The organism is Azospirillum fermentarium (genome assembly GCF_025961205.1).
Taxonomy (GTDB): Bacteria; Pseudomonadota; Alphaproteobacteria; order Azospirillales; family Azospirillaceae; genus Azospirillum; species Azospirillum fermentarium.
In genome coordinates this window covers 82969-108621 of the sequence record NZ_JAOQNH010000003.1, presented here as the reverse complement: position 1 = coordinate 108621, position 25653 = coordinate 82969, and the positions used below count along the sequence as shown (strand labels likewise).

3 protein-coding genes are annotated in these 25653 nt (G+C 72.0%); all 3 read left to right on the top strand.

Annotation, left to right across the window (positions count from 1 at the left end):
- The first annotated feature begins 12 nt into the window (after nucleotides 1–12).
- From M2352_RS20860 to M2352_RS20850, 3 genes are read left to right on the top strand one after another with little or no spacing between them, the layout of a single operon-like run.
- Nucleotides 13–4527, top strand: coding sequence for a type I polyketide synthase (locus M2352_RS20860; RefSeq protein ID WP_264666456.1), 4515 nt, complete (start codon nucleotides 13–15; stop codon nucleotides 4525–4527).
- Complete coding sequence (locus M2352_RS20855; RefSeq protein ID WP_264666455.1) at nucleotides 4524–16883, top strand: non-ribosomal peptide synthetase; 12360 nt, start codon at nucleotides 4524–4526, stop codon at nucleotides 16881–16883. The genes M2352_RS20860 and M2352_RS20855 overlap by 4 nt, the downstream gene beginning before the upstream one ends.
- A complete protein-coding gene (locus M2352_RS20850) occupies nucleotides 16880–25582 on the top strand; it encodes a non-ribosomal peptide synthetase/type I polyketide synthase (RefSeq protein ID WP_264666454.1) in 8703 nt (2900 codons plus the stop codon). The genes M2352_RS20855 and M2352_RS20850 overlap by 4 nt, the downstream gene beginning before the upstream one ends.
- Nucleotides 25583–25653 lie beyond the last annotated feature (71 nt).

Here is a 25653-nt window from a genome sequence, read left to right as displayed (position 1 = left end):
GAGCCTGACGAGATGACCAACGACGACGCGCTGCTGCAGGACGAGCAGGACAGCATTGCCATCATCGGCATGGCCGCACGCATGCCGGGGGCGGCGGATGTTGACGCCTTCTGGCGCAACCTGCGCGACGGCGTGGAATCCATCGCCACCTTCACCGAGGCCGAATTGCTGGAGGCCGGGCTGGATCTGGAGACCATCCGCCACCCGGATTTCATCGCCACCAAGGGCTATCTGGACGGCGCCGACCAGTTCGACGCCGCCTTCTTCGGCATCTCCCCCCGTGAAGCGGAACTGATGGACCCGCAGCACCGTCTGTTGATGGAATGCGCGTGGCAGGCCATGGAGCACGCCGGCTATGACGCCGAGGCGTACGACGGGCGCGTCGCCGTCTACACCAGTGCGGGCATGAACACCTATCTGCCGCTCAACATCCTCTCCAACCCCGGTCTGGCCGAGACGGTGGGCGGGTTCCAGCTGTCGATCTTCAACGACAAGGATTTTGTTCCGACCCGCATCGCCTATGCCCTGAACGTCCAGGGGCCGGGGGTGGACATCGGCACCGCGTGTTCGTCGTCGCTGGTCAGCACCCATTTCGCCTGTCAGAGCCTGATCACCTATCAGGCCGACATGGCGCTGGTGGGCGGCATCACCGTGCATCTGCCGCAAAAGCACGGGCATATCCACGAACCGGGGTCGGCCTATTCCCCCGACGGCCATTGCCGCCCGTTCGACGCCACCCCCAGCGGGCTGGTGGACGGCAACGGCATGGCCGCCGTGGTGCTGAAGCGGCTGGCCGACGCGCTGGCCGACGGCGACACCATCCACGCGGTGATCAAGGGAACCGCCATCAACAACGACGGTTCCAAGAAGCTGGGCTACGCCGCCCCCAGCATCGAGGGGCAGGCCGCGGTGATCGTGGAGGCGCAGAGCGTCGCCAACTGCCCGCCCGACACCATTTCGTACGTGGAAACCCACGGCACCGCCACCCCGCTGGGCGACCCGGTGGAGGTGGCGGGCCTGACCCGCGCCTTCCGCACCGGCACGCAGAAGACCGGCTTCTGCGGCCTGGGTGCGGTCAAATCGAACATCGGCCATGTGGACAAGGCCGCGGGCTTGGCCGGGCTGATTAAAACGGTGCTGGCGCTGCGGCACGAGATGATTCCGCCCACGCTGCATTTCCAGGCTCCCAATCCCAAGCTGAACCTGCCGGAAACGCCGTTCTACGTCGTCAACACGCTCCAGCCCTGGCCACGGCGCAAGGGCACCCCGCGCCGGGCCGGCATCAGCTCGTTCGGGGTCGGCGGCACCAACGCCCACGCCATCCTGGAAGAAGCGCCGCTGACGGAACCGGGGTCGCCCTCCCGCCCCGTGCAGATCGTCACCCTGTCGGCACGCACGGACAGCGCGCTGCAGGCCGTTACCGACGATCTGGCATCCTATCTGGAGCAAACGCCCGGCGCCGATCTGGCCGACGTGTGCCACACGCTCCAGCGCGGGCGCCGGCCCTTCGCCCACCGCCGCACCGTGGTCTGCACCGGGGTGGCCGACGCGGTTCAGAAACTGCGCAGCCCCCAGCCGGCCCATTATTGCGAGCGCGGCGACCAGGGGGTGGCCTTCCTGTTCCCCGGCCAGGGCAGCCAGTATCCCGGCATGGCGCGGGATCTCTACCGCAGCGAGCCGGTGTTCCGGGACGAGATCGACACCTGCGCCCGCCATCTGCAGGCCGACCTGGGCCTCGACATCCGCACCCTGCTGTTCCCCGCGGACGGTGCGGCGGAGGCGGCGGGGCGCACCCTGGCGCAGACCGCCGTCACCCAGCCGGTGCTGTTCGCCGTCGAATACGCCCTGGCCCGCCTGCTGATGAGCTGGGGGCTGACGCCCAGCGCCATGATCGGCCACAGCCTGGGCGAATACGTCGCCGCCTGTCTGGCCGGCGTCTTCTCCCTGGCGGACGCGCTGTCGCTGATCGCGGCGCGCGGGCGGCTGATGCAGTCCATGGCGCCGGGGGCGATGCTGGCCGTGCCCCTGGCCGAAGACGCCCTGCGCCCGCGGCTGGGCAACGGGGTGGAGCTGGCGGCGGTCAACGCCCCCGGCCTGTGCGTCGTCGCCGGGCCGGAGGCCGCGGTGGCCGCCTTCCAGGTGCTGCTGGACGCCGAGGGGGTGGCCTGCACCCGCCTGCACACCTCCCACGCCTTCCACTCGGCGATGATGGAGCCGGCGGTGGAACCGTTCCTGGCGCTGCTGAGGCGGGTGCGCTTCAGCGCGCCGCGCATCCCCTATCTCTCCAACCTGACCGGCACCTGGATCACCGAGGCGGAGGCCACCCGGCCCGAATACTGGGCGAACCACCTGCGCCAGCCGGTGCGCTTCGCCGACGGTCTGGCCCGGCTGCTGGAACGGATGCCGGTGCCGCTGGTGGAGGTGGGGCCGGGCCGCACGCTCAGCACCTTCGCCGCACGGGCCGGCGGTGCGGCGGCCTGTTTCCCGACCCTGCCCCAGCCCAAGGAAAGCCGGGGCGCGCTGGAAACCCTGCTGCACGCGGTGGCCGAACTGTGGAAGCGCGGCGTGGCCCCGGATTGGAGCGGGTTCTACCGCGACGAGCGCCGCCGCCGGGTGCCGCTGCCCACATACCCGTTCCAGCGGCAAAGCTATTGGGTGGCACCGGGCAAGCGCACCGCCGCCGCCCCGGTGACCGCCGGCAAGCGCACGGACGTGGCCGACTGGTTCCACCTGCCCGGCTGGCGGGCGGCGGTGGCCCCGGCCCCGCGCACCGACGCGGACGGCACCACCCTGGTGTTCACCGACACCCGCGGTGTCGGCACCGCACTGGCCGATGAACTGGCGCGGCTGGACCGCCCGGTGGTGACGGTGCGGGCCGGTGCCGCCTTCGCCAAGGACAGCGGCACCGCCTACACCATCGACCCGGCGCAGACGGACGATTTCACCGCCCTGTTCGATGAGTTGCTGACCGACGGCGCCCTGCCCCGCCGGATCGTCCATCTCTGGGGCCTGACCGGGGAGGGGGTGGCCGAGGGTGCCCCCGCCATCGCCCGCCACACCGCCCCGGCCCTGGCGCTGGTGCAGGCGCTGGCGTGGCTGGCGCTGGACGAGCCGGTGGACCTGACCATCGTCGCCGACCGCCTGCGCGGCCTGGATGGGGAGGCCGCCGCCGACCCGGCCAAGGCCGCCCTGCTGGGCCTGACCGCCACCATCCCGTGGGAACACCCCGCCATCCGCTGCCGCGCCATCGACGTTGCCCCCGCCGATCCGGCGGCGGCCCTGGCCCGGCGGCTGGTGCGCGAACTGGATGCCCCGGCGGAGGAGCGGATCGTTGCCCTGCGCGGCGGGCGGCGCTGGGTCTATGCCCCCACGCCCGTGCGGCTCAACCGTGACGGCGGGGAGCCGGTGTTCCGTGCCGGCGGCGTCTGTGCCGTCACCGGGGGTCTGAGCGCCATCGGGCTGGGGCTGGCGCAGCAGATCCGGGCGCTGGCGCCGGTGCGTCTGGCCCTGATCGACACCGACGGGACGGATGAACCGGCGGGCGGCACCGGCGACGCGCTGGTGATCCGCGTGCCGGCCTATGACGCGCCGTCGCTGGAGGCGGCGTTCCGCCGGATCGAGGATGCCCTCGGCCCCATCACCGGTGTCGTCCACGCCGCCGGCATGAGCGAGGAACGGCCCGTGCGGCTCATCCGGGATCTCGACCCCGCCACCCGCGCCCGTTATTGGGGCCAGCAGGAAGCGGCGATGGCGGCGCTGGACGCCGTGCTGCGCACCCGGCCCGTGGAGGTGTGCATGGTCATGTCGTCGCTGGCCGCCGAGATCGGCGGGCTGGGACAGGCGGCCCACGCCGCCGCCGCCGTGGCCTTCGACACCTTTGCCGAGGCGCGCGGCTGGACCGTGGTCAATTGGGACATGTGGGCCGCGGACGCGGCGGCGGCGGCCCGCGCCGGCTTCGCCATCACCCCGGCGGAAGGGGCGGACGCCTTCACCCGTCTGGCCCACCTGCCGGCCGGTGGCCGCGTGGTGGTCGCCACCGCCGATCCCGCCGCCCGCCGGCAGGCCGCCGGCACCCAGCCGCGCGCGGGTGCCGACGCCGCGGAGGGACAGACGGACGCCGCCCCCGCCAAGGGCCACCAGCGCCCCGACCTCGTGCCCTATGTGGCCCCCCGGACCGAGGACGAGGCGGCGGTGGCCGCCCTGTGGCAAGAGGTGCTGGGGATCGAGAGCATCGGCATCAACGACAATTTCTTCGACCTCGGCGGCCATTCGCTGATCGCGGCGCAATTGGTGTCGCGGCTGCGGCGGCTGTTCGGGGTGGATGTGGAGCTTGACGCCCTGTTCGCCACGCCGACCGTCGCCCAACTGGCGGAATCCCTGGCCCGCAAACGGCCCACGGGCGGCGGGGAAGAGGATCTGGCGGCCCTGCTCGACCGTCTGGAAAGCATGTCCGAGGACGAGGTGGCGGCCCTGCTCGCCGATGGTGACATCCCCGCCGAATTGCTGAGCAGCGCAGGTATCAAATGAGCCGGGAACTGGAACACGCCCAAGCGCTGGCCGACCGGCTGGCCTCCCTCTCCCCCGCCAAGCAGGCACTCCTGAAGAAGCTTCAGGGTGCGGCGGCGGCACCGCCGGAAAAGGAACGCATCCCCCGCCGCCCGGCGGGGAGCGTGCCGCCGCTGTCCTATGCCCAGCAGCGGCTGTGGTTCCTGGACCAGTTGGAGGGGCCGAGTTCGGTCTACAACATGCCCAACGCCGTGCGGCTGGACGGGCCGCTCGACGTGGCGGCACTGGAGGCCGTGTTCCAGGAGGTCGTGCGCCGGCACGAGGCGCTGCGCACCAACTTCGTCCTGCACGGCGGCCAGCCGGTGCAGGTCATCCACGACGCGGTGGACGTGACCCTGCCGGTGGTGGATCTCCAGCCGCTGCCGGCGGCGGAGCGGGAAACGGCGCTGCTGGATCTCGCGGCGCGGGAAGCGCGGCGGCCCTTCCACCTGTCCGAAGACCTGTTGCTGCGGGTGACGCTGGTGCGCACGGCGCCCGACTGCCACACGCTGCTGATCAACATCCACCACATCGTGTCCGACGGCTGGTCCATCGGCAACGTGCTGCTGCGCGAAGTGATGGAGCTTTACACCGCCTTTGCCCGCAAGGCGCCGTCGCCGCTGCCGCCCCTGCCGATCCAGTACGCCGATTACGCCTGCTGGCAACGGGACTGGCTGAGCAGGGAGCGGCTGGACGGGCAGCTTTCCTATTGGCGCAAAACGCTGGACGGCATCCCGGCACTGCTGACCCTGCCCACCGACCGTCCGCGCCCGCCGGTGCAGACGTTCGCCGGGCGCACCCATTACTTCACCCTGCCCGCGGACCTGCTCGACCGGCTGAAGGCGCTGGGCCAGGGGGCGGGGGCGACCCTGTTCATGACGCTGCTGGCCGGGTTCGGCGCGCTGCTGGCCCGCTACAGCGGACAGAACACGGTGGCCGTCGGCTCCCCCATCGCCAACCGCCGGACGGAGGAGGTGGAGGGGCTGATCGGCTTCTTCGTCAACACGCTGGTGATGCGGGTGGATCTGGCCGGCGGGCTGACGGGCCGCGGCCTGCTGGCCCAGGTGCGTCAGACCTGCCTGGACGCCTTCCGCCATCAGGACGTGCCGTTCGAACGGCTGGTGGAGGCGGTGCAGCCCGAGCGCAACCTGAGCTTCTCGCCGCTGTTCCAGAGCATGTTCATCCTGCAGAACCAGAACACGCGGACCGAGGGGGTGCGGATCGGGGATCTGCGCATGACCATGATCCCCCAGGACACCGCCGGGTCCATGTTCGACCTGACGCTGAAGCTGGAGGAAACCGCCCACGGCCTGTCGGGCGAGCTGGAATACAACACCGATCTGTTCGACGAACCTACCATCGCCGCCTTCGTGCGCCGCTACGCCGCCCTGCTGCACGGGCTGGCGGCGGCCCCCGACACGCCCGTGGCGCGGCTGGACCTGATGGACGCGGCGGAACGGCGGCTGGTGCTGGCGGACCGCAACGCCACCGAACGCCCCTATCCCGGCACGCAGACCCTGCCCGATCTGTTCGTGCGGCAGGCGGCGCGCACGCCTGAGCGCATCGCCGTGTCCCACGGCGGCCACGCCCTGTCCTATGGCGCGCTGAACCGGCGGGCGGAGCAGCTTGCCCGGTATCTGCACAGCCGCGGCGCCGGGCCGGAAAGCCTGATCGGCGTGTGCCTGGACCGTTCGGTCACCATGGTGGTGGCGCTGCTGGGCATTCTGAAGGCCGGGGCCGCCTATGTCCCCCTCGACCCCGCCTTCCCCGACGAACGGCTGGCCCACATGGCCACCCATTCCGGGATGACGCTGCTGCTGACCGGGCGGAGCACCGGGGACGTGGCCTTCGCCCCCACCCTGCCCCGCCTGTGCCTGGAGCGGGAGTGGGACGCGGTGGCCGCCGCCCCGCCCCGCCCGCCGGTGACCGTCCATCCCGACAGCCTGGCCTATGTCATCTACACCTCCGGCTCGACCGGCACGCCCAAGGGGGTGCAGATCGGCCACGCGGCGCTCGCCAACTTCCTGCTGACCATGGGGGAGGAGCCGGGGATCACCGAACACGACGTGTTCCTGGCGGTCACCACCATCTCGTTCGACATCGCCGGGCTGGAACTCTATCTGCCGCTGATCACCGGCGGGCGGATCGAACTGGTGTCGCGGGATGCCGCCGCCGACGGCTTCGCCCTGCGCCGGCTGGTGGAGGAAACGGCCCCCACCATCCTTCAGGCGACCCCGGCCACGTGGCGGCTGCTGCTGGCGGCGGACTGGCGCGGGCCACTGCCACGCCGGCTGTTCTGCGGCGGTGAAGCGCTGTCGGGCGATCTGGCCGAACGGCTGCTCGCCACGGGTGCCGAGCTGTGGAACCTCTACGGCCCGACCGAGACCACCATCTGGTCCACGGTGTCCCAGGTGCATCAGGCCGAGGGCACGGCGGAGGATGCCAAGGAACCCATCGGCCACCCCATCGGCAACACCCGCGTCTACATCGCCGACGACGGCACCGATCTGGTACCCCCCGGTTTCCCCGGTGAATTGCTGATCGGCGGCATCGGGCTGGCCCGCGGCTACCGCAACCAGCCGGCGATGACGGCGGAACGCTTCCTGCCCGACGCCTTCGCAGGCCAGCCGGGGGCGCGCGCCTACCGCACCGGCGACCTCACCCGCTATCTGCCGGACGGGCGCATCGGCTTCCTGGGCCGGCTGGACCATCAGGTGAAGATCCGCGGCTTCCGCATCGAACTGGGCGAGATCGAAGCGGTGCTGGACCGCCACCCCGGCGTGCGCACCGGCGTCGTGGTCTGCCGCGAGGACCAGCCGAACCGTCAGCAGCTTGTCGCCTATGTGGAGGCCGACCCCGACTGGCAGCCCCCCGCCGAGCAGGCGCCGGAAACGGCGCAGATCGAGAAATGGCAGGCGGTGTGGGACGAGAACTACCGCACCGGGGATCTGGCCGAGGCCGATGATTTCGACCTCAGCGGCTGGCTCAGCAGCTACACCGGCCAGCCGATCCCGCGGGACGAGATGCGGGAATGGGTGGATCACACCGTCGCCCGCATCCTCGACCTCAAGCCGTCGCGGGTGCTGGAAATCGGCTGCGGCACCGGCCTGCTGCTGACCCGCGTGGCGCCGCACGTGGCGGAATACGTGGGCGTGGACTTCTCCGCCTCCGTCCTTGAAACGCTGAGCGCGCGGGTGACGGCGCGCGGTCTGACCCAGGTCCGGCTGCTGCGCCGTCAGGCGCGGGAGGTGGGGGAGGGGCACCACCGCTGCTTCGACACGGTGGTGGTCAACTCCGTCTCCCAGTATTTCCCCGGCCTGGACTATTTCCTCGACGTGCTGGACGCGGCGGTGGCGGCGGTGGCCGACGGCGGTTCCATCTTCTTAGGTGATCTGCGCGCCCTGCCGCTGCTGGAGCTTCAGCACGCGTCGGTGCAGTTCCATCAGGCGGAGGATTCCTGCACGCCCGACGATCTGCGCCGCCGCGTGGCCGGACAGGCCGAGCATGAAGAGGAATTGCTGTTCGACCCGGCGCTGTTCGCCGCCCTGCCCGCCCGCTTCCCCCGCATCAGCCGCGTGCTGCTGCAACTGAAGCGCGGTGCGGCCCTCAACGAGATGACCCGGTTCCGCTACGACGTGGTTCTGCGCGTCGGGCCGGGGGTGCCCGCAGCGGACGCCGGCACCGTCATCGACGCCGGCCACGGCCCGGCGTGGGACGAGATCCGCGCCGCGGTGGCACAGGCGGCCCAGACGGGGCCGGTGACCATCCGCAACCTGCGCAACCGCCGGGTGGACGACGACCGCCGGGTGCTGGCGTGGCTGGCCGATCCCGCCGGCCCCGCATCCGTGGAGGCTATGCGCCGGCATCTGGACGAGCATCCGGCCGGCGGCGTCACGCCGGAACAGGTGTGGGAACTGGGCCGTGATCTGGGCCTGCGCGTGTCGTGCGGCTGGCCGGGCGGCCAGCCGGGATCGGGGCGGTTCGACGCGGTGCTGTCCCGCGGCACCGGCCCGGACGACGGCATCGGCATCCCGCTCACCCCGGCGGACGGTGCCACCGATGCGCCGCTGGCCAACGATCCCGTGCGCGGCGGGCGGGTGCGCGCGCTGGTGGCCGACCTGCGCCGGCGCATGGCCGAACGGCTGCCCGACTACATGGTGCCCTCGGCCATCGTGTGCCTGGACCGGCTGCCGCTGACGCCGAACGGCAAGATCGACCGGCGGGCGCTGCCCGTCCCGGCGGGCCTGGATGTGGAGGGCAAGTACGAGGCCCCCCGCACCCCGGACGAGGAAAAGCTGGCCGCCATCTGGGCCGCCGTGCTGGGCGTGGAGCGGGTGGGGGCCACCGACAATTTCTTCCATCTGGGCGGCCACTCCCTGCTCGCCATTCAGGTGATTTCCCGCATCCGCGAGGCGTGGGCGGTGGAATTGCCGATCAAGGCGCTGTTCGACACCCCGACCGTGCGGTTGCTGGCCGAACGGCTGGGCGGCACCGACACCCGCGCCGACGTGGTGCTGCCGCCCATCGTGGCGCTGAGCGCGGCGGAGCGGGATTCGGCACCCCTGTCCTTCTCCCAGCAGCGCCTGTGGTTCCTCGACCGGCTGGAGGGGCAGAGCCTCGCCTACCACATCGCGGGCGCCATCCGCATCACCGGGCCGCTGGACGTGGACGCGCTGGAACGGGTGGTCGGGGAGATCGCCCGGCGGCACGACGCCCTGCGCACCAGCTTCCCCGAACGGGGCGGCAGCCCGGTGCAGGCGGTGGCCGACCCGGTGCCCTATGCCCTGCGCACGGTGGCGCTGGACGCGCTGCCGCCGCACGCGCGGGATCTGGAGTTGCGCCAGCGGCTGGCCAGTGAAAGCGAGCGCCCGTTCGATCTGGCGCGCGACACGCTGTTCCGCGCCGTCCTGCTGCGGCTGGCGCCGGGTGAGCATGTCTTCGCCGTCACCCTGCACCACATCATCTCCGACCAGTGGTCCATCGGCCTGATCTTCCAGGAGATGGCCGCCCTCTACCGTGCCTTCAGCGCCGGGCAGCCCAGCCCGCTGCCCGCCCTGCCGGTGCAGTACGCCGATTACGCCGTCTGGCAGCGCCAATGGCTGAGCGGCGAGGTCTTGCAGGCGCAGATGCGCTATTGGACCGGCCAGTTGGCCGGGGCGCCGGCGGTGCTGGAGCTGCCCTTCGACCGTCCGCGCCCGGCGGTGCGGCGCCACCGCGGGCGCATCCACGGCTTCGTCATCGACGCCGGCCTGACCGCGCGGGTGAACCAGCTTGGCCGCAGCGCCGAGGCCACGCCGTTCATGACCCTGCTGGCGGGGTTCGGCATCCTGCTGGCCCGGCTGGGCCGCACCGACGATCTGGTGGTGGGGTCACCCATCGCCAACCGCAATCAGGCAGCACTGGAATCCCTGGTGGGGTTCTTCGTCAACACCCTGCCGCTGCGCATCGACCTGTCGGGACAGCCGTCGGTGCGCACGGTGCTGGAGCGCATCCGGCGCACGGCCCTGTCGGCCTATGACCATCAGGACGTGCCGTTCGAGCAGATCGTGGAGACGCTGCAGCCCGAACGCAGCCTGAGCCACACCCCGATTTTCCAGGTGATGTTCGTCCTGCAGAACGCGCCCATGCCCGACATGGAAATGGGTGATCTCACCCTGTCGGTGGTGGAACCCACGGCGGTGTCGGCGAAGTTCGACCTCACCCTGTCGCTGGAGGAACGCGGCGGGGAGTTGCACGGCACCGTCGAATACGACACCGACCTGTTCGACGACGCCACCATCGACGCGTTCACCGGCCAGTACCGCCGCATCCTCGACGCCATGGCGGCCGCCCCGGACGCCGACATCGCCGCCCTGCCCCTGCTGGGCGAGGCGCAGCGGCGCGCCATTCTGGTGGATTGGAACCGCACCATGGCCCCCACGCCGCAGGACGGGACCATCCACGCGCTGTTCGAGCGTCAGGCAGCGCTCACCCCCGACCGCCCGGCGCTGGTCCACGGCGACGGCGTGCTGACCTATGGCGCGCTGAACCGGCTGGCCAACCGCGCCGCCCACCGGCTGATCGCCCTGGGCGTGGGGCCGGAGGTGACGGTGGGGCTGCATGTGGAGCCGTCGCTGGACATGCTGGTCGGCCTGCTGGCGATCCTGAAGGCCGGCGGCGCCTATGTGCCGCTGGTGCCGCGGACCCCGCCCGACCGGCTGGCCTTCATCCTCGGCCAGACCGGGGCCACGCTGGTGCTGAGTGAACCGGCGCTGGCCGGCGCGCTGCCGGCGGGCACGGGGGTGCGCATGGTGGAAGACCTGCGCGCGCCCGGTGTGACGGACACCAACCCGGTGCGCGCGGTGCCGTCCGACGCTCTGGCCTACATCATCTACACCTCCGGCTCCACCGGGCGGCCCAAGGGGGTGCAGGTCTCCCACGCCAATCTGGTGCATTCGACCCACGCGCGTCTGGCCCGCTATACCGGGCAGCCGGTGACGTCCATGCTGCTGCTCCAGCCGCTGGGCTTCGACGTGGCGACCGGCTGCATTTTCTGGACCTTGTGCCAGGGGGGCCGGCTGCATCTGGAATCCACCGATCTGGCGCAGGATCCGCGGCAGTTGCTGGACCATATGATGCGGGCGCGGGCGTCCCATCTGGTGCTGGTGCCGCTGTCGTACCTGCCGCTGCTGGACGCGGCGGGGCCGGGGGAACTGGCCGACCTGCGCACGGTGATCCTAGGGGGCGAGGCCATGCCCCCCGAACTGGTGGCCCGCCATGGGGAGGCCCTGCCCCACACGGCCCTGTTCAACGAATACGGCCCGACCGAGGCCACGGTGTGGGCCAGCGTCCACGCGGTGGACCCGCAGGCGCGCGAGACCGTGATCCCCATCGGGCGGCCCACGCCCCACAGCCGGCTCTATTGCCTGGACGGGCGGTTCGGCCCGCAGCCGGCGGGGGTGGCGGGCGAGTTGCTGATCGGCGGGCCGCAGGTCACCCGCGGCTATCTGGCCCACCCGGCCCAGACCGCGGCCAGCTTCGTCCCCGATCCCTTCGCACCCGTGCCCGGTGCCCGCCTCTACCGCACCGGCGACCTCGTGCGCTGGCGGCGCAGCGGTGAGCTGGAGTTCCTGGGCCGCGACGATCATCAGGTGAAGATCCGCGGCTTCCGCATCGAACTGGGCGAAATCGCCGCCGTCATCGCCGGCCATCCCGCCGTCACCGACGCCGTGGTGGTGGCCGACGGGCGCGCGGGCGGGGCCAAGCGGCTGGTGGCCTATGTCACCGGCACCGCGGTGCCCGACGGGCGGGAGATGCGGGGCTATCTGGCCGACCGGCTGCCGGACTACATGATCCCGTCGGCCTTCGTGGCGCTGGCGTCGTTCCCGCTGACCGCCAACGGCAAGCTGGACCGAAGCAGCCTGCCCGCCCCCGATTTCGGCGTGCGGGAAACCGCCTATGCCGCCCCGCGCACGCCCACCGAAACCCTGCTCGCCACCATCTGGCAAGAGGTGCTGGGGCTGGAGCAGGTGGGTATCCACGACAATTTCTTCAGCCTGGGCGGGGATTCCATCCTCAGCATCCAGATCGCCAACCGCGCCGGGCGGGCCGGGTTCGGCATCAGCGTCCGCCAGCTTTTCCAGAACCAGACCATCGCCGAACTGGCCCGCGTCATGCCGGAACAGGCGGCGGTCCACGCCGAACAGGGCATCGTCTCCGGCCCTGCGGCGGCGACGCCGGTGCTGGCGTGGTTCTACGACGGCCTGCCGCCCGAGCCGTGGCACTTCAACCAGTCGGTGCTGCTGGAGGTCACACCCGGTCTGCCGCCGCAGGACGTGGAAACCGCGGTGCATCACCTGCTGGTCCACCACGACATGCTGCGCGCCCGCTTCCACGGAGAACCGGGGGATGCGCCGCGCATCGACATCGCCGACAGCGTGGAAGCGATCCCCTTCTCCTTCCACGACCTGACCTCTCTGGCTTCCGCCGACAAGGCGCCGGTCCTGCGGGCCGAGGCTGAACGGCTCCAGCGCAGCCTGGACCTGACCCGCGGGCCGCTGATCCGCGCCGCCCTGTTCCGCATGGGTGGCGGGGCCGACCGGCTGCTGCTGGCGATCCATCATTTCGTGGTGGACGGGGTGTCGCTGCGCATCCTGCTGAGCGACCTTGCCACCGCGCTCCACGCGCTGCGCCAGGGCCAGCCGGTGGAACTGGCCGCCAAGACCACCGCCTTTCCCTATTGGTCCCAGCGGCTGGCCGCGTACGCCGCCGGGGAACCGGCACTGGCCGAACTGCCGTTCTGGCGGGATCAGGTGACGGCCCCCGGCGTGCCGCTGCCGGTGGACATGGCGGAGGCCGATTCCGCGAACACCCCCCCCGCCAACACAACGGCATCCGCCGAGCATGTGACGGTGGCGCTCGCCGCAGCCTCGACGCAGGCGCTGTTGCAACAGACCCCGCGCGTCTACCGCACCCAGATCAACGACGTGCTGCTGACGGCGCTGGTGCGCGCCTTTGCCGACTGGACCGGCGATGCCAGCCTGCGCATCGTGCTGGAGGGGCACGGGCGCGAGCCGCTGTTCGATGACGTGGACCTGACGCGCACGGTGGGCTGGTTCACCGCCGCCTATCCCATCGCCCTGTCGGCCAGCGCCGGCGACGATGCCGGCACCGCGCTGAAGCGGATCAAGGAAACCCTGCGCGCCGTGCCCAACCAGGGCATCGGCTATGGGATTCTGCGCTACCTCAGCCCCGATCCGGCGGTGCGCGCCGCCCTGGAGTGCGCCACCGAACCCGAGGTCAGCTTCAACTATCTGGGCCGGTTCGAGCAGGACATGGCCGGGTCCATCATCCTGGGCGAAGCGCGCGAGGACATCGGCGACGACCAGAGCCGCGCCGGCAACCGCCGCTTCGTGATCGAGGTGAACGGGCTGCTGCGCGGTGACCGGATGGAGTTCATCTGGACCTACAGCCGCAACCGCCACACCCGCCGCACGGTGGAAACCCTGGCCCAGCGCTTCGTGCAGGAGCTGGACGCCATCATCGCCCATTGCGCCACCGCCGGGGCCGGGGGCTACACCCCGTCCGACTTCCCGCTGGCGGCGGTGGGGGACACGGCGCTGGACGGGCTGTTCCACCGCTGGGGCCGGGGGGTGGAGGACGTCTACCGCCTGTCGCCGCTGCAGCAGGGCATGATGTTCCACGCCCTCTATCAGCCGCAGTCGGGCGCCTATGTCATCCAGCTTGCCGCCCGGCTGGAGGGCGATCTGCGCGCCGATGCCTTCCGCCGCGCGTGGCAGCGGGTGGTCGAGCGTCACCCCAGCCTGCGCACGGTGTTCCTGCCCGACATCGCCGCCGACCCGGTGCAGGTGGTGCTGCAGCGCGCCGACCTGCCGTGGGAGGATTTGGACTGGAGCAACGATCCGTCCGCCGACAGCCGGCTGGACGCTTATCTGCGCGACGACCGCACCCGCGGTTTCGCGCTCGACGCCGCCCCGCTGATGCGCTGCGCGCTGATCCGCCTGAATGAGCGGTCGTGGCGGTTCGTGTGGAGCCACCACCACCTGCTGACCGACGGCTGGTGCCTGCCCATCCTGATGCGGGAGGTGATGCACTGGTACGGCACCTTTGCCGCGGGCCGCGACGCCGATCTGCCCACCCCGCCCCCCTACCGCAATTACATCGCGTGGCTGGGGCGGCAGGACATGGGCAAGGCCGAAGCCTTCTGGCGGGCCAATCTGGCGGGCTTCGACACGCCGACGCCGCTGGGGGTGGACCGCCCGGCCCATCATGCTGCCGGCGGGGCCGAACCCGCCGCCGATTTCCGCGAGATCGGGTGCAGCCTGAGCGCGGAGGCCAGCCAGGCCCTGACCCGCTTCGCCCAGAGCCGCCGCCTGACCCTGGGCGTGGTGATCCAGGGCGCGTGGGCCGTGCTGCTGGGCCGCTACGGCCAGACCGCCGACGTGGTGTTCGGCACCACCGTATCGGGCCGCCCGCCGGAGATCGCGGAGGTGGATTCCATGGTCGGGCTGTTCATCAACACCCTGCCCGTGCGGGTGGCGATCGACGCGGACCAGGGGGTGACGCCGTTCTTCGCCGCCCTGATGGACGCGCAGATCACCCGCGACCTCTACACCCACACCCCACTCACCGCCATCCACGGGTGGAGCGGGGTGGGGCCGCGCGACCCGCTGTTCGAAAGCGTGGTGGTGTTCGAGAACTACCCCATGGACTCCACGCTGGAGGAAACGGGCACCCTGTCGGTCACCGACGTGCGGCTGCAGGAGCAGAACAACATCCCCCTGACCGTGACCGCCGCCGGGGGCACGCAGATCCCGCTGAAGATCGCCTATGACCGCGCCCGCTTCGACGACGGGGCGGCGGCGCGGATTCTGGGCCATCTGGAAAGCCTGCTGTCCGGTCTGGCCGAAGCACCGGACCAGACGGTGGGCGCCTGGGCCGCGGATTGCCTGATGACGGCGGACGAACGCCGGCTGCTGGTCCACGGGCTGAACGACACCGTGCGGGAAAACCCCGAACTGGCCCGCACCCTGCCCGACCTGTTCGAGGATCAGGTGCGCCGCACGCCGGACCGCACCGCGGTGGTCTTCGAGGATCAGCAGATCACCTATGGCGCGCTGAACCGGCGGGCCAACCGGCTGGCCCACCACCTGCGGTCCCTGGGCATCGGGCCTGGGGATCTGGTGGGGCTGTACGTGGACCGCTCCCCCGACATGCTGGTGGGGCTGCTGGGCATCCAGAAGGCGGGGGCGGCGTCGGTCCCCCTCGACCCCGGCTTCCCCGCCGACCGCATCGCCTTCATGCTGTCCGACGCCAGCGCGGCCCTCGTGCTGACGCAGACGCACCTGAGGGCGGATCTGGACGGGGTGCCCGCACCGCTGCTGTGCCTGGACGACCCGGCAACCGGGGCCGGACATCCGTCCGGCGCCCCGGTGCGCCCGGTGATCGCCGGGCAACTGGCCTATGTCCTCTACACCTCCGGGTCCACCGGGCGGCCCAAGGGCGTGCAGGTGACGCAGGCCGGCCTCGTCAACTTCCTCGCCACCATGGCCGAGGCGCCGGGGCTGGAGGCGGACGACGTGCTGTTCGCCGTCACCACCATCTCGTTCGACATCGCCGGGCTGGAACTCTACCTGCCCCTGCTGGTGGGTGCGCGGGTGGTGCTGGCCAGCCGCGAGACCGCAGCCGACGGCTTCCAACTGCTGGCCGGGCTGGAGGAGAGCGGGGCCACGGTGCTTCAGGCCACCCCGGCCACGTGGCGGCTGCTGCTGGACGCCGGCTGGCGGGGCGCGCCGCTGCGCCGCGCGCTGTGCGGGGGGGAGGCGCTGTCCCGCGACCTCGCCACCCGCATGGACGCCACGGGCGTGGAGGTGTGGAACCTCTACGGCCCCACCGAAACCACCATCTGGTCCAGCCGCATCCTGGCCGCCCCCGGCACGCATGACGAAGCGTCGGAGCCGATCGGGCGCCCCATCGCCAACACCACCCTGTTCGTCACCGACCGGCGGCACGGGCTGGTGCCCATGGGGGTGGCGGGCGAATTGCTGATCGGCGGCAGTGGCCTTGCCATGGGCTATCTGGGCCGCCCGTCCCTGACCGCCGAGAAGTTCATCCCCGATCCCTTCGCCACCCAGCCGGGGGCGCGGGTCTACCGCACCGGCGATCTGGTGCGCCACCGTCCCGACGGCAATCTCGTGTTCCTGGGGCGCATGGACCATCAGGTGAAGCTGCGCGGCTTCCGCATCGAACTGGGCGAGATCGAGGCGGTGCTGAACGAACGGGCGGAGGTCACGCAGGCGGTGGTCACCCTGTGGGGCGCCACCGCCGACGACCAGCGGCTGGTGGCGTACGTGCAGCCGTCGCCCGATGCCGGCGATACTCCCAGCCGGGCGGCGCTGCGCGGCTGGCTCAGCGGGCGGGTTCCCGCCTACATGATCCCGTCGGACGTGGTGGTGATGGAGCGGTTCCCCCTGACCCCCAACGGCAAGCTGGACCGAAGGAGCCTGCCGCCCCCCGGCCGGCCCGCGGCCCGCGAGCTGACGGCCCCCCGCACCCCGGTGGAGGAGCAGTTGGCGGCGATCATGGCCGAAGTTCTGTCGCAGGAGCGGGTCGGCATCGACGACGACTTCTTCGCGCTGGGCGGCCACTCCCTGCTGGCCACCCGTCTGGTGGCCCGCGTCAAGCAGACGCTGGGGCTGGCGGTTCCCCTGCCCGTCCTGTTCGAAGGGCCGACGGTGCGGCAGCTTGCCGCCCATGTGGACACCATCCTGTGGGCCGCCCGGCAGCACGGCGCGCCCGAGACCGCCATGAGCGACGACGAAGAGGAGATCAGCCTGTGACCCCCATCGACGCCTTCCTTGCCCAGTTGCGCGGCCTGGGCGTTGCGCTGTCGGTCCAGGGGGAGGAATTGCGGTGCCGGGCGCCCAAGGGCACCCTGACCCCCGACCTGACGCGGGAGCTGTCGGCCCGCAAGGCCGAGGTCATCGCCTTTCTGCTGCGGGCGCAGGCGCTGACAGCCGGGGCCGGGACCGCCATCCCCCCGGTCCCGCGCGGCGGTGACCTGCCGCTGTCGTTCGGGCAGCAGCGGCTGTGGTTCCTCGACCGGCTGGAGGGGCCGTCGGCCACATACACCATGCCCATGGCCGTGCGGCTGGAAGGGGATCTGGACGTGCCGGCGCTGGAACGGGCGCTGGCCGAAATCGTGCGCCGTCACGAAAGCCTGCGCACCAACTTCGTCCTGCGCGGCGCCCAGCCGGTGCTGGTGATCCACGACACGGCGGACTGCCCCCTGACCCTGCGGCCCCTGCCGCCGGGCCTGGATGAGGACGCGGCCATCGCGGCGCTGGTGGCGGACGAGGCCGGGCGCTGCTTCGATCTGGAAAACGGGCGGCTGGTGCAGGCCACGCTGGTGCCGCTGTCCCGCGGGCATCTGTTCCTGCTGACCATGCACCACATCGTGTCCGACGGGTGGTCGCTGGACGTGCTGGTGCGGGAACTGACCAGCCTCTACGGTGCCTTCCGCCACGGGCAGCCGTCGCCGCTGGCCCCGCTGCCGCTGCAATACGCCGACGTCGCCCATTGGCAGCGCAACCGCCTGCAAGGCGCTTTCCTGGCCGGCGAAATCGCCTATTGGCGCACCAAGCTGGCCGGGATACCCGAGGTTCTGGCCCTGCCCACCGACCGGCCCCGCCCGCCGGTCCAGACCTACCGCGGGGCGAGCCTGGCCGGGGTGCTGGACGCGGGCCTGACCCGGAGCCTGCGCGAGTTGGGGCAGAGTGCCGGCACCACCCTCTACATGACGCTGCTGGCCGGCTTCGCCATCCTGCTGGGGCGCTACAGCACCCTGTCCGACGTGGTGGTGGGCACCCCCGTCGCCAACCGCCCCCGCACGGAGATGGAGGGGCTGATCGGCCTGTTCATCAACACGCTGGCGGTGCGCGTGGACCTGTCGGGCGACCCCACCGTGCGCATCGTGCTGGACCGCGTGCGGCTGACGGGGATGGAGGCGCTGGAGCATCAGGAACTGCCCTTCGAGCAGTTGGTGGAGGAATTGCGCCCGGCCCGTGCGCTCAGCTATTCGCCGCTGGTGCAGGTGTCGTTCCAACTGCGCGCGCCCACCGAACGCATCGAGGCCGCCGGCCTGACCCTGATCCCGGTGGAGCAGGAGGAAACCAGCGCCAAATTCGACCTGAGCCTGACCGTGCAGGAGCGGGCGGCGGATCTGGCGGTGTTCTGGAACTACAACCCCGACCTGTTCGACGCGGCGACCATCGGGCGCATGATGGGCCATTACCGGGTGCTGCTGGCGGGCATGGCCGCCGCCCCCGACGCCCCCGTGCCCGATCTGGCGATGATGGACGCCGACGAGCGGCGCGCCGTGATCCACGCCCCCAACCGGACCCGCGTGGACTACCCGCGCGAACGCACCGTCCCCGACCTGTTCGACGACACGGCGGCGCGGGTGCCCCACCGGGTAGCGGTCCGTTTCGGCGATCAGGACATCACCTACGCCGCCCTGCGCGCACGGGCCGACGCGCTGGCCGCGCACCTGCGCACCCTGGGCGTGGGGCCGGAAACGCGGGTGGCCCTGTGCGTCGAACGCTCGGCGGACATGGTCGTCGCGCTGCTGGCGATCCTGAAGGCCGGCGGCGCCTATATCCCGCTCGACCCCGCCTATCCGCCCGACCGGCTGGCGCTGGTCATCGACGACGCCCGCCCGGCGCTGGCGATCACCCAGCGGCACCTGCGGTCCCTGTTCCCCGACGGGGCGGTGCCGGTCCTGTGCCTGGAGGATGATTGGGCGCCCGCACCCGCCCACCGTGCCGCGGCGTGCGCGGCGGCCCCCGGCAACACGGCGTATGTGATCTACACCTCCGGCTCCACCGGGCGGCCCAAGGGGGTGGCGGTGGAGCACCGGGCGCTGCTGAACTTCCTGCTGTCCATGCAGCGGGAACCAGGGTTCGCCGAGCACGACACGCTGCTGGCGGTCACCACCGTCTCGTTCGACATCGCCGCCCTGGAACTCTATCTGCCGCTCATCACCGGGGGCCGGCTGGTGGTGGCGGAGCGGGAAACCACGCTGGACGGACAGGCGCTTCAGGCCGCACTCGCCGCCCGTGCCGTCACCGTCATGCAGGCCACCCCCGCCACCTGGCGCATCCTGGTTGACACCGGCTGGCGCCCGCCCGCCGGCTTCACCGCGCTCTGCGGGGGGGAGGCGCTGCCGCGCGCGCTGTCGCGGGCGCTGCTGGGCAAGGGCGTCCGGCTGTGGAACCTCTACGGCCCGACCGAAACCACCGTGTGGTCCGCCGTGTCCGAAGTCCCCCCCGCCGACGTGGGCGAGGAAGGGGTGGAGCCGGTGGGCCATCCCATCGCCAACACCCAGATCCACGTGCTGGGGCCGAACGCCCGGCCCCTGCCCATCGGCGTTCCGGGCGAGCTGTACATCGGCGGCGACGGGCTGGCCCGCGGCTATCTGAACAAGCCCGGCATGACCGCCGAGCGCTACGTCCCCGACCCCTTCGCCACCGAACCGGGCGCCCGCCTCTACCGCACCGGCGATCTGGTGCGCCGTCTGGCCGCCGGCCCCATCGAGTTCCTGGGCCGCATCGACCATCAGGTGAAGATCCGCGGCTTCCGCATCGAGTTGGGGGAGATCGAAACGGCGCTGCGCCGCCACGACGGCGTGCGCGACGCCATCGTTTTGGCGCGGGAGGATGCGCCGGGCGACAAGCGGCTGGTGGCCTATATCGTGGCATCCACCACCCCGGCGCCCGGTGCCGGGGATTTGCGCACGTTCCTGCGCGACGCGGTGCCGGCGTACATGATCCCCGCCGCCTTCGTCATGATGGACGCCTACCCCCTGACCCCCAACGGCAAGGCCGACCGCAAGGCGCTGCCGGCCCCCGACACAGGGGCATCGGCCCCGCGCGCCGCCCCCGCCGCACCGCAAACGGCGCTGGAAGCGCGGGTGGCCGCGGTGTGGCAGACGGTGCTGCGCCTGGACGCCGTGGGCATCGACGACAACTTCTTCGACCTCGGCGGCCATTCGCTGCTGCTGACCCAGGTGCACGAGGCGCTGCGGGGGGAAACCGCGCGGCCCTTCCCCCTCATCACCCTGTTCCAGTACCCCACCGTCCGCACCCTGGCCGCGTGGCTGGCGGCGGACGACCGGGCGGTCGCGGTGTCGGCGTCCGCCGCGGCCCCCCGCCGCGGTTCCCGCGCCATCGCCATCATCGGGCTATCCGGGCGCTTCCCCGGTGCCGATGACCTTGAGACCTTCTGGGCCAACCTGCGCGACGGGCGCGAGTCCATCCGCTTCTTCTCGGATGAAGAACTGCTGGCGGCGGGGATGCCGCCGGAGATGATTGCCGATCCCGCCTATGTGCCGGCCAACGGCTGCCTGTCGGACGTGGCGGGGTTCGACGCCGGCTTCTTCGGCGTCACCCCGTCGGAAGCGGAGGTGATGGACCCCCAGCACCGGCTGTTCCTGGAAACCGCGTGGCACACGCTGGAGAACGCCGGCTATGCCGGCAACCGGGCGGGCAACCGCATCGGGGTGTTCGCCGGGTCCAGCCACGCCGGGTATCTGGCGCGCAATCTGCTGCCCAGCCTGTTCGCCGGCCGGGCGATCGACGTGCAGCAGATGATCTTCACCAACGACAAGGATTTCCTGCCCACCCGCACCTCGTACGCCCTGGACCTGAGGGGGCCGAGCGTGACGGTGCAGACCGCCTGCTCCACCTCGCTGGTGGCGCTGCACATGGCGTGCAACAGCCTGCTCGACGGGGAATGCGACATGGCGCTGGCCGGTGCGGTGGCGATCAAGCTGCCGCAGGTGTCGGGCTATACCTATCAGGAGGGGATGATCCATTCGCCCGACGGCCATTGCCGGGCGTTCGACGCCGACGCCAACGGCACCACCTGGGGCAGCGGGGTGGCCGCGGTGCTGCTGAAGCCGCTGGACGCGGCCATCGCCGACCGCGACACCATCCACGCCGTCATCACGGGATCGGCCATCAACAACGACGGCGCGCTGAAGGTTTCCTTCACCGCGCCGGGGGTGGAGGCGCAGGCCGAGGTCATCGCCACCGCACAGGCACGGGCCGGGGTGACCGCCGCCGATATCTCGTACGTGGAAACCCACGGCACCGGCACCCGCTTCGGCGACCCCATCGAGGTGGCGGCCCTGACCCGCGCGTTCCGGGCCGGGACCGACGCGGTGCAGACCTGCGCGCTGGGGGCGGTGAAGACCAACATCGGCCATCTGGACACCGCCGCCGGCATGGCCGGGCTGGTCAAGACCGTGCTGGCGCTCCAGCACCGGCAGATCCCGCCGACACTGCATTTCCGCCGCGGCAACCCCGAGATCGACTTCGCCAACAGCCCGTTCTTCGTCAACGACCGGCTGCGCGGTTGGGACGGGGGCGCCGGCCCACGCCGGGCGGGCGTCAGCTCGTTCGGCATCGGCGGCACCAACGCCCACGTGATCGTGGAGGAGGCGCCCGCCCGCACCGCCTCGTCGGCCCACCGCGCCCGCCACCTGCTGCTGCTGTCGGCCCGCAGCCCGGCGGCGCTGGAGCGTGCCCGCGCCGCCCTGGCCGCCCATCTGGACGCGCACCCGGACACCGACCCCGCCGACGCCGCCTATACCCTGGCGGTGGGGCGCCGGGCCTTCGCCCACCGCGCGGCGGTGGTCTGCCGCGACGGGGCCGAGGCGGTGCGGCTGCTGTCATCCCCCGATCCCCGCCCGGCGCCGCCGGCCCCGGCCAGCCCGCCCGGCGTGGTGTTCCTGTTCCCCGGCCAGGGCAGCCAGTACGCCGGCATGGGAGCGGAGCTTTACCGCACGGAACCCGTGTTCCGCACCTGGATCGACCGCGGGGCGGAGCGGCTGCGCGAACGGCTGGGGCTGGACCTGCGCACCCTGCTCTCCCCCGCCCCGGACGCCCGCGCGGCGGCGGACGAACGCCTGTCGCAGACGTGGCTGACCCAGCCGGCCCTGTTCCTGACCGAATACGCCCTGGCGCAAACCTGGATGGCGTGGGGGATCACGCCCAGCGCCATGATCGGCCACAGCCTGGGCGAATACACCGCCGCCTGTCTGGCCGGGGTGTTCGATTTCGACACCGCCCTGGACATCGTGGCGGAACGGGGGCGGCTGATCTGGGAACTGCCGGGTGGGGCCATGCTGGCCGTCGCCCGCCCCGCGGAAGAGGTCGCGGGGTGGCTGTCCGGCGATCTGGATCTGGCCGGGATCAACGGGGTGCAGGAATGCACCGTCTCCGGCCCCGAGGCAGCCGTCACGGCGCTGGCGCAGCGGCTGGCGGAGCGGGACATCCCGTGCCGGCGGCTGCGCACCTCCCACGCCTTCCATTCGGCGCTGATGGACCCGGCGGTGGCGCCCTTCACGGCGCTGCTGCGCACGGTGCGGCTCAACCCGCCCACGGTGCCGTTCGTGTCCAACCTGACCGGCACCTGGATCACCGCGGAACAGGCCACCGATCCCGCCTATTGGGCGCGCCACCTGCGCCACGCCGTGCGCTTTGCCGACGGCATCGCCGCGGCCCTGGACACCCCCGCCGCCATCCCGCTGGAGGTGGGGCCGGGCACGGTGCTGACCGCCCTGACCCGCCGCCACCCGGTGGCGGGCGGGCGCCCCGTGCTGCCGTCCTTCCCCCGCCCCGCGGGGCCGGAGGAGGAGACCGAGACGGCGGGGATGCTGGACAGCCTGGGCCGGCTGTGGGCCGCGGGCGTGGCGGTGGATTGGGACGGTTTCTACGCCGGCGACCGGCTGTCGCGCATCCCCCTGCCCGGCTATGCCTTCGACCGCCAGCGGTACTTCATCGACGATCCCGGCCACGAGGCCCTTATTCCCCGGCACGATCCGCAAAAGAGGCTGCCGCTGGACGCGTGGTTCACGCTCCCGGCGTGGAAGCCGTCGCTGGCCCCGCGCCTGGACGCAACCGCCATCGCCGCCCAGCCGGGCACCTGGCTGGTGTTCGGCGGCGGCTCGGCCCTGGAGCGGCGGATCGTGGAGCGGCTGGCCGCGGCGGGATGTGACATCGTTACCGTCGCAGCCGGCGACCGTTACGGGCGTAACGGCGAAGCCTTCACCCTCCGCCCCTCGGTGCCGGAGGATTACACCGCACTCATCACCGCGCTGGACGGCCGCCCGCTGCGCATGGTGCTGCACCTCTGGCCGCTGACGGTGGCCCTGGATGCCGGGTTCGACGCGGTGCAGGCGGCGGGTTACGGCAGCCTGCTGCTGCTGGGCCGCGCGCTGGCCGGGCGGCGGGCGGGGGAGATGCTGACCATCGCGGTCATCGCCCGCCACCTGCACGACGTGGGCGGCGGCGACACGGTGGACCCGGACGCGGCGACGCTGCTCGGCCCCTGTCTGGTGCTGCCGCAGGAGGTGCCGGCGATCACCGTCCGCTGCCTGGACATTCCCGGCGGCCACGCCGGCGGGCTGGCCGATGCGCTGCTGGCCGACCTGCTGGCGGGGGCGCCCGATCCCCTGGTCGCCTACCGCGGCAACCGCCGCTTCGTGCCCGGTTTCGAAGCGGTGACCCTGGACCCGCCCCCCGCCGCCGCCACCGGCTGGCGCGAGGGCGGGGTCTATCTCATCACCGGCGGGCTGGGCCGGGTGGGGCTGATGCTGGCCCGCTTCCTGGCCGGCACCGTGCGGGCGCGGCTGGTGCTGGTGGGATCGTCCCCCTTCCCCGCGCGGGAGGAGTGGGACCGCCAGCCGGCGGGCGGACCCGCCGCCGCCATCATCCGCCAGGTGCGGGAGATGGAGGCGCTGGGGGCCGCGGTGCTGACAATCCGGGCCGACGTGGCGGACGAGGCGGCCCTGCGCGCCGCCTTCGATCTGGCCGAGGAACGCTTCGGCCCCGTGCATGGGGTGATCCACGCCGCCGGGCGGCTCAACGACGCCTCCTACCTCGCCACCATCGCCACGGTGGGGGCGGCGGAAACGGCGGCGCAGTTCGCGCCCAAGGTCCACGGCCTGCGCGTGCTGGAACGGGTGCTGGACGGGCGGGACGTGGATTTCTGTCTGGTGATCTCCTCCACCTCCGCTGTGCTGGGCGGGTACGGCTTTGCCGCCTATGCCGCGGCCAACGCCTTCGCCGACGCCTTCGTCACCCGGCAGGCACAGCAGGACGGCGGCACCCGCTGGCTGAGCGTGGGGTGCGACGGCTGGCGGTTCGACGGGCCGCCGGACTCCGGCCCCGTCTTCACCATGACGCCGGCGGAATCGCTGGAGGCGCTGGCGCGGGTGGTGGCCCATGTTCCGGTGGGCCGGGTGATCCTGTCCACCGGCGACATCCGGGCGCGCTATGACCAATGGGTCCGGCGCACCACTGCCCCCGTGCCGGTGCAGCCGGCGGCTGTCCGGTCCGAGATCCAGCACGAGCGCCCGGCCCTGGCCACCACCTACGCCGCCCCGGCCACCGCGGCCGAATCCCGGCTGGTGGCGCTGTGGCAGGAGTTGTTCGGCTTCACCACCGTGGGCGTCCACGACAACTTCTTCGATCTGGGCGGCGATTCCCTGCTGGCGATCCGCCACATGACCATGGTGAAGGAGAGCTTCGGCACCCAGCTTCCCCTGACGGTGCTGCTGGCCCAGCCGACCATCCGCGAACTGGCCCAGGCGCTGGGCGGGCCGGCCACCGCCTTCTCCCCCCTGGTGCCGATCCAGACGGAGGGGGCGGCGGCGCCGTTTTTCTGCGTGCCGGGCACGGGCGGGACGGTGCTCTACCTGCGCGCCCTGGCCTTGGAACTGAAGGCGCACGGTCGCCCCTTCTACGGGCTGCAGGCTGCCGGGCTGGACGGTGCCGCCCCGCCGCTGGAGCGGATCGAGGACATCGCCGCCCAGAACGTGGCGGCGCTGAAGACGGTGCAGCCCCACGGCCCCTATCTGCTGGGCGGGCATTCGTTCGGAAGCTGGGTCGCCTTCGAAATGGCCCGCCAGTTGCTGGCCGCCGGGGAGACGGTGGCGGGGGTGGCGGTGCTCGACACCGGCGTGCCCGGCGCGCGGGACCGTTCGGTGATGGAGGACTGGGACAACGCGCGGTGGATCCTGACCATCGCCGACATCCTGTCGGCCATGTTCGGCAAGCCCCACGGGCTGACCGACGGCGACGTGGCGGGCCGGTCGTGGGACGAGCAGGTGACGGCCCTCACCCGCGCCATGGAGGCCATGGGCGCGGTGCAGGCCGGGACAGACACCGCCGAGATCCGCGGCTTCGCCGAGGTGTACCGGGCGCAGGCCCGCATCGCCTATCAGCCGCCCGCGGACGTCAAGGCCCCCATCGCCCTGTTCAGGGCGGAGGAGGCGCTGGAGGATTTCCTGTCCGGGATGCCCGCGGCGCTGCGCGGCGATCCGCTCTGGGGCTGGGGGAATTTCAGCGCCGGCGCCCCGGTGCTGGAGCCGGTGCCGGGCAACCATCTGACCATGATGACGCCCCCCCATGCCGCCCCCCTGGCCGCCCGCCTGCACGCCGTGCTGTCGGCGTTCGAAGCCCGCGCCCCGTAGCCGGCGGCGCGGATGCGCGCCATGGGCCGGCAAACAGGCATTTTCCATGTTGAATACGAAAAGAAGCGGGA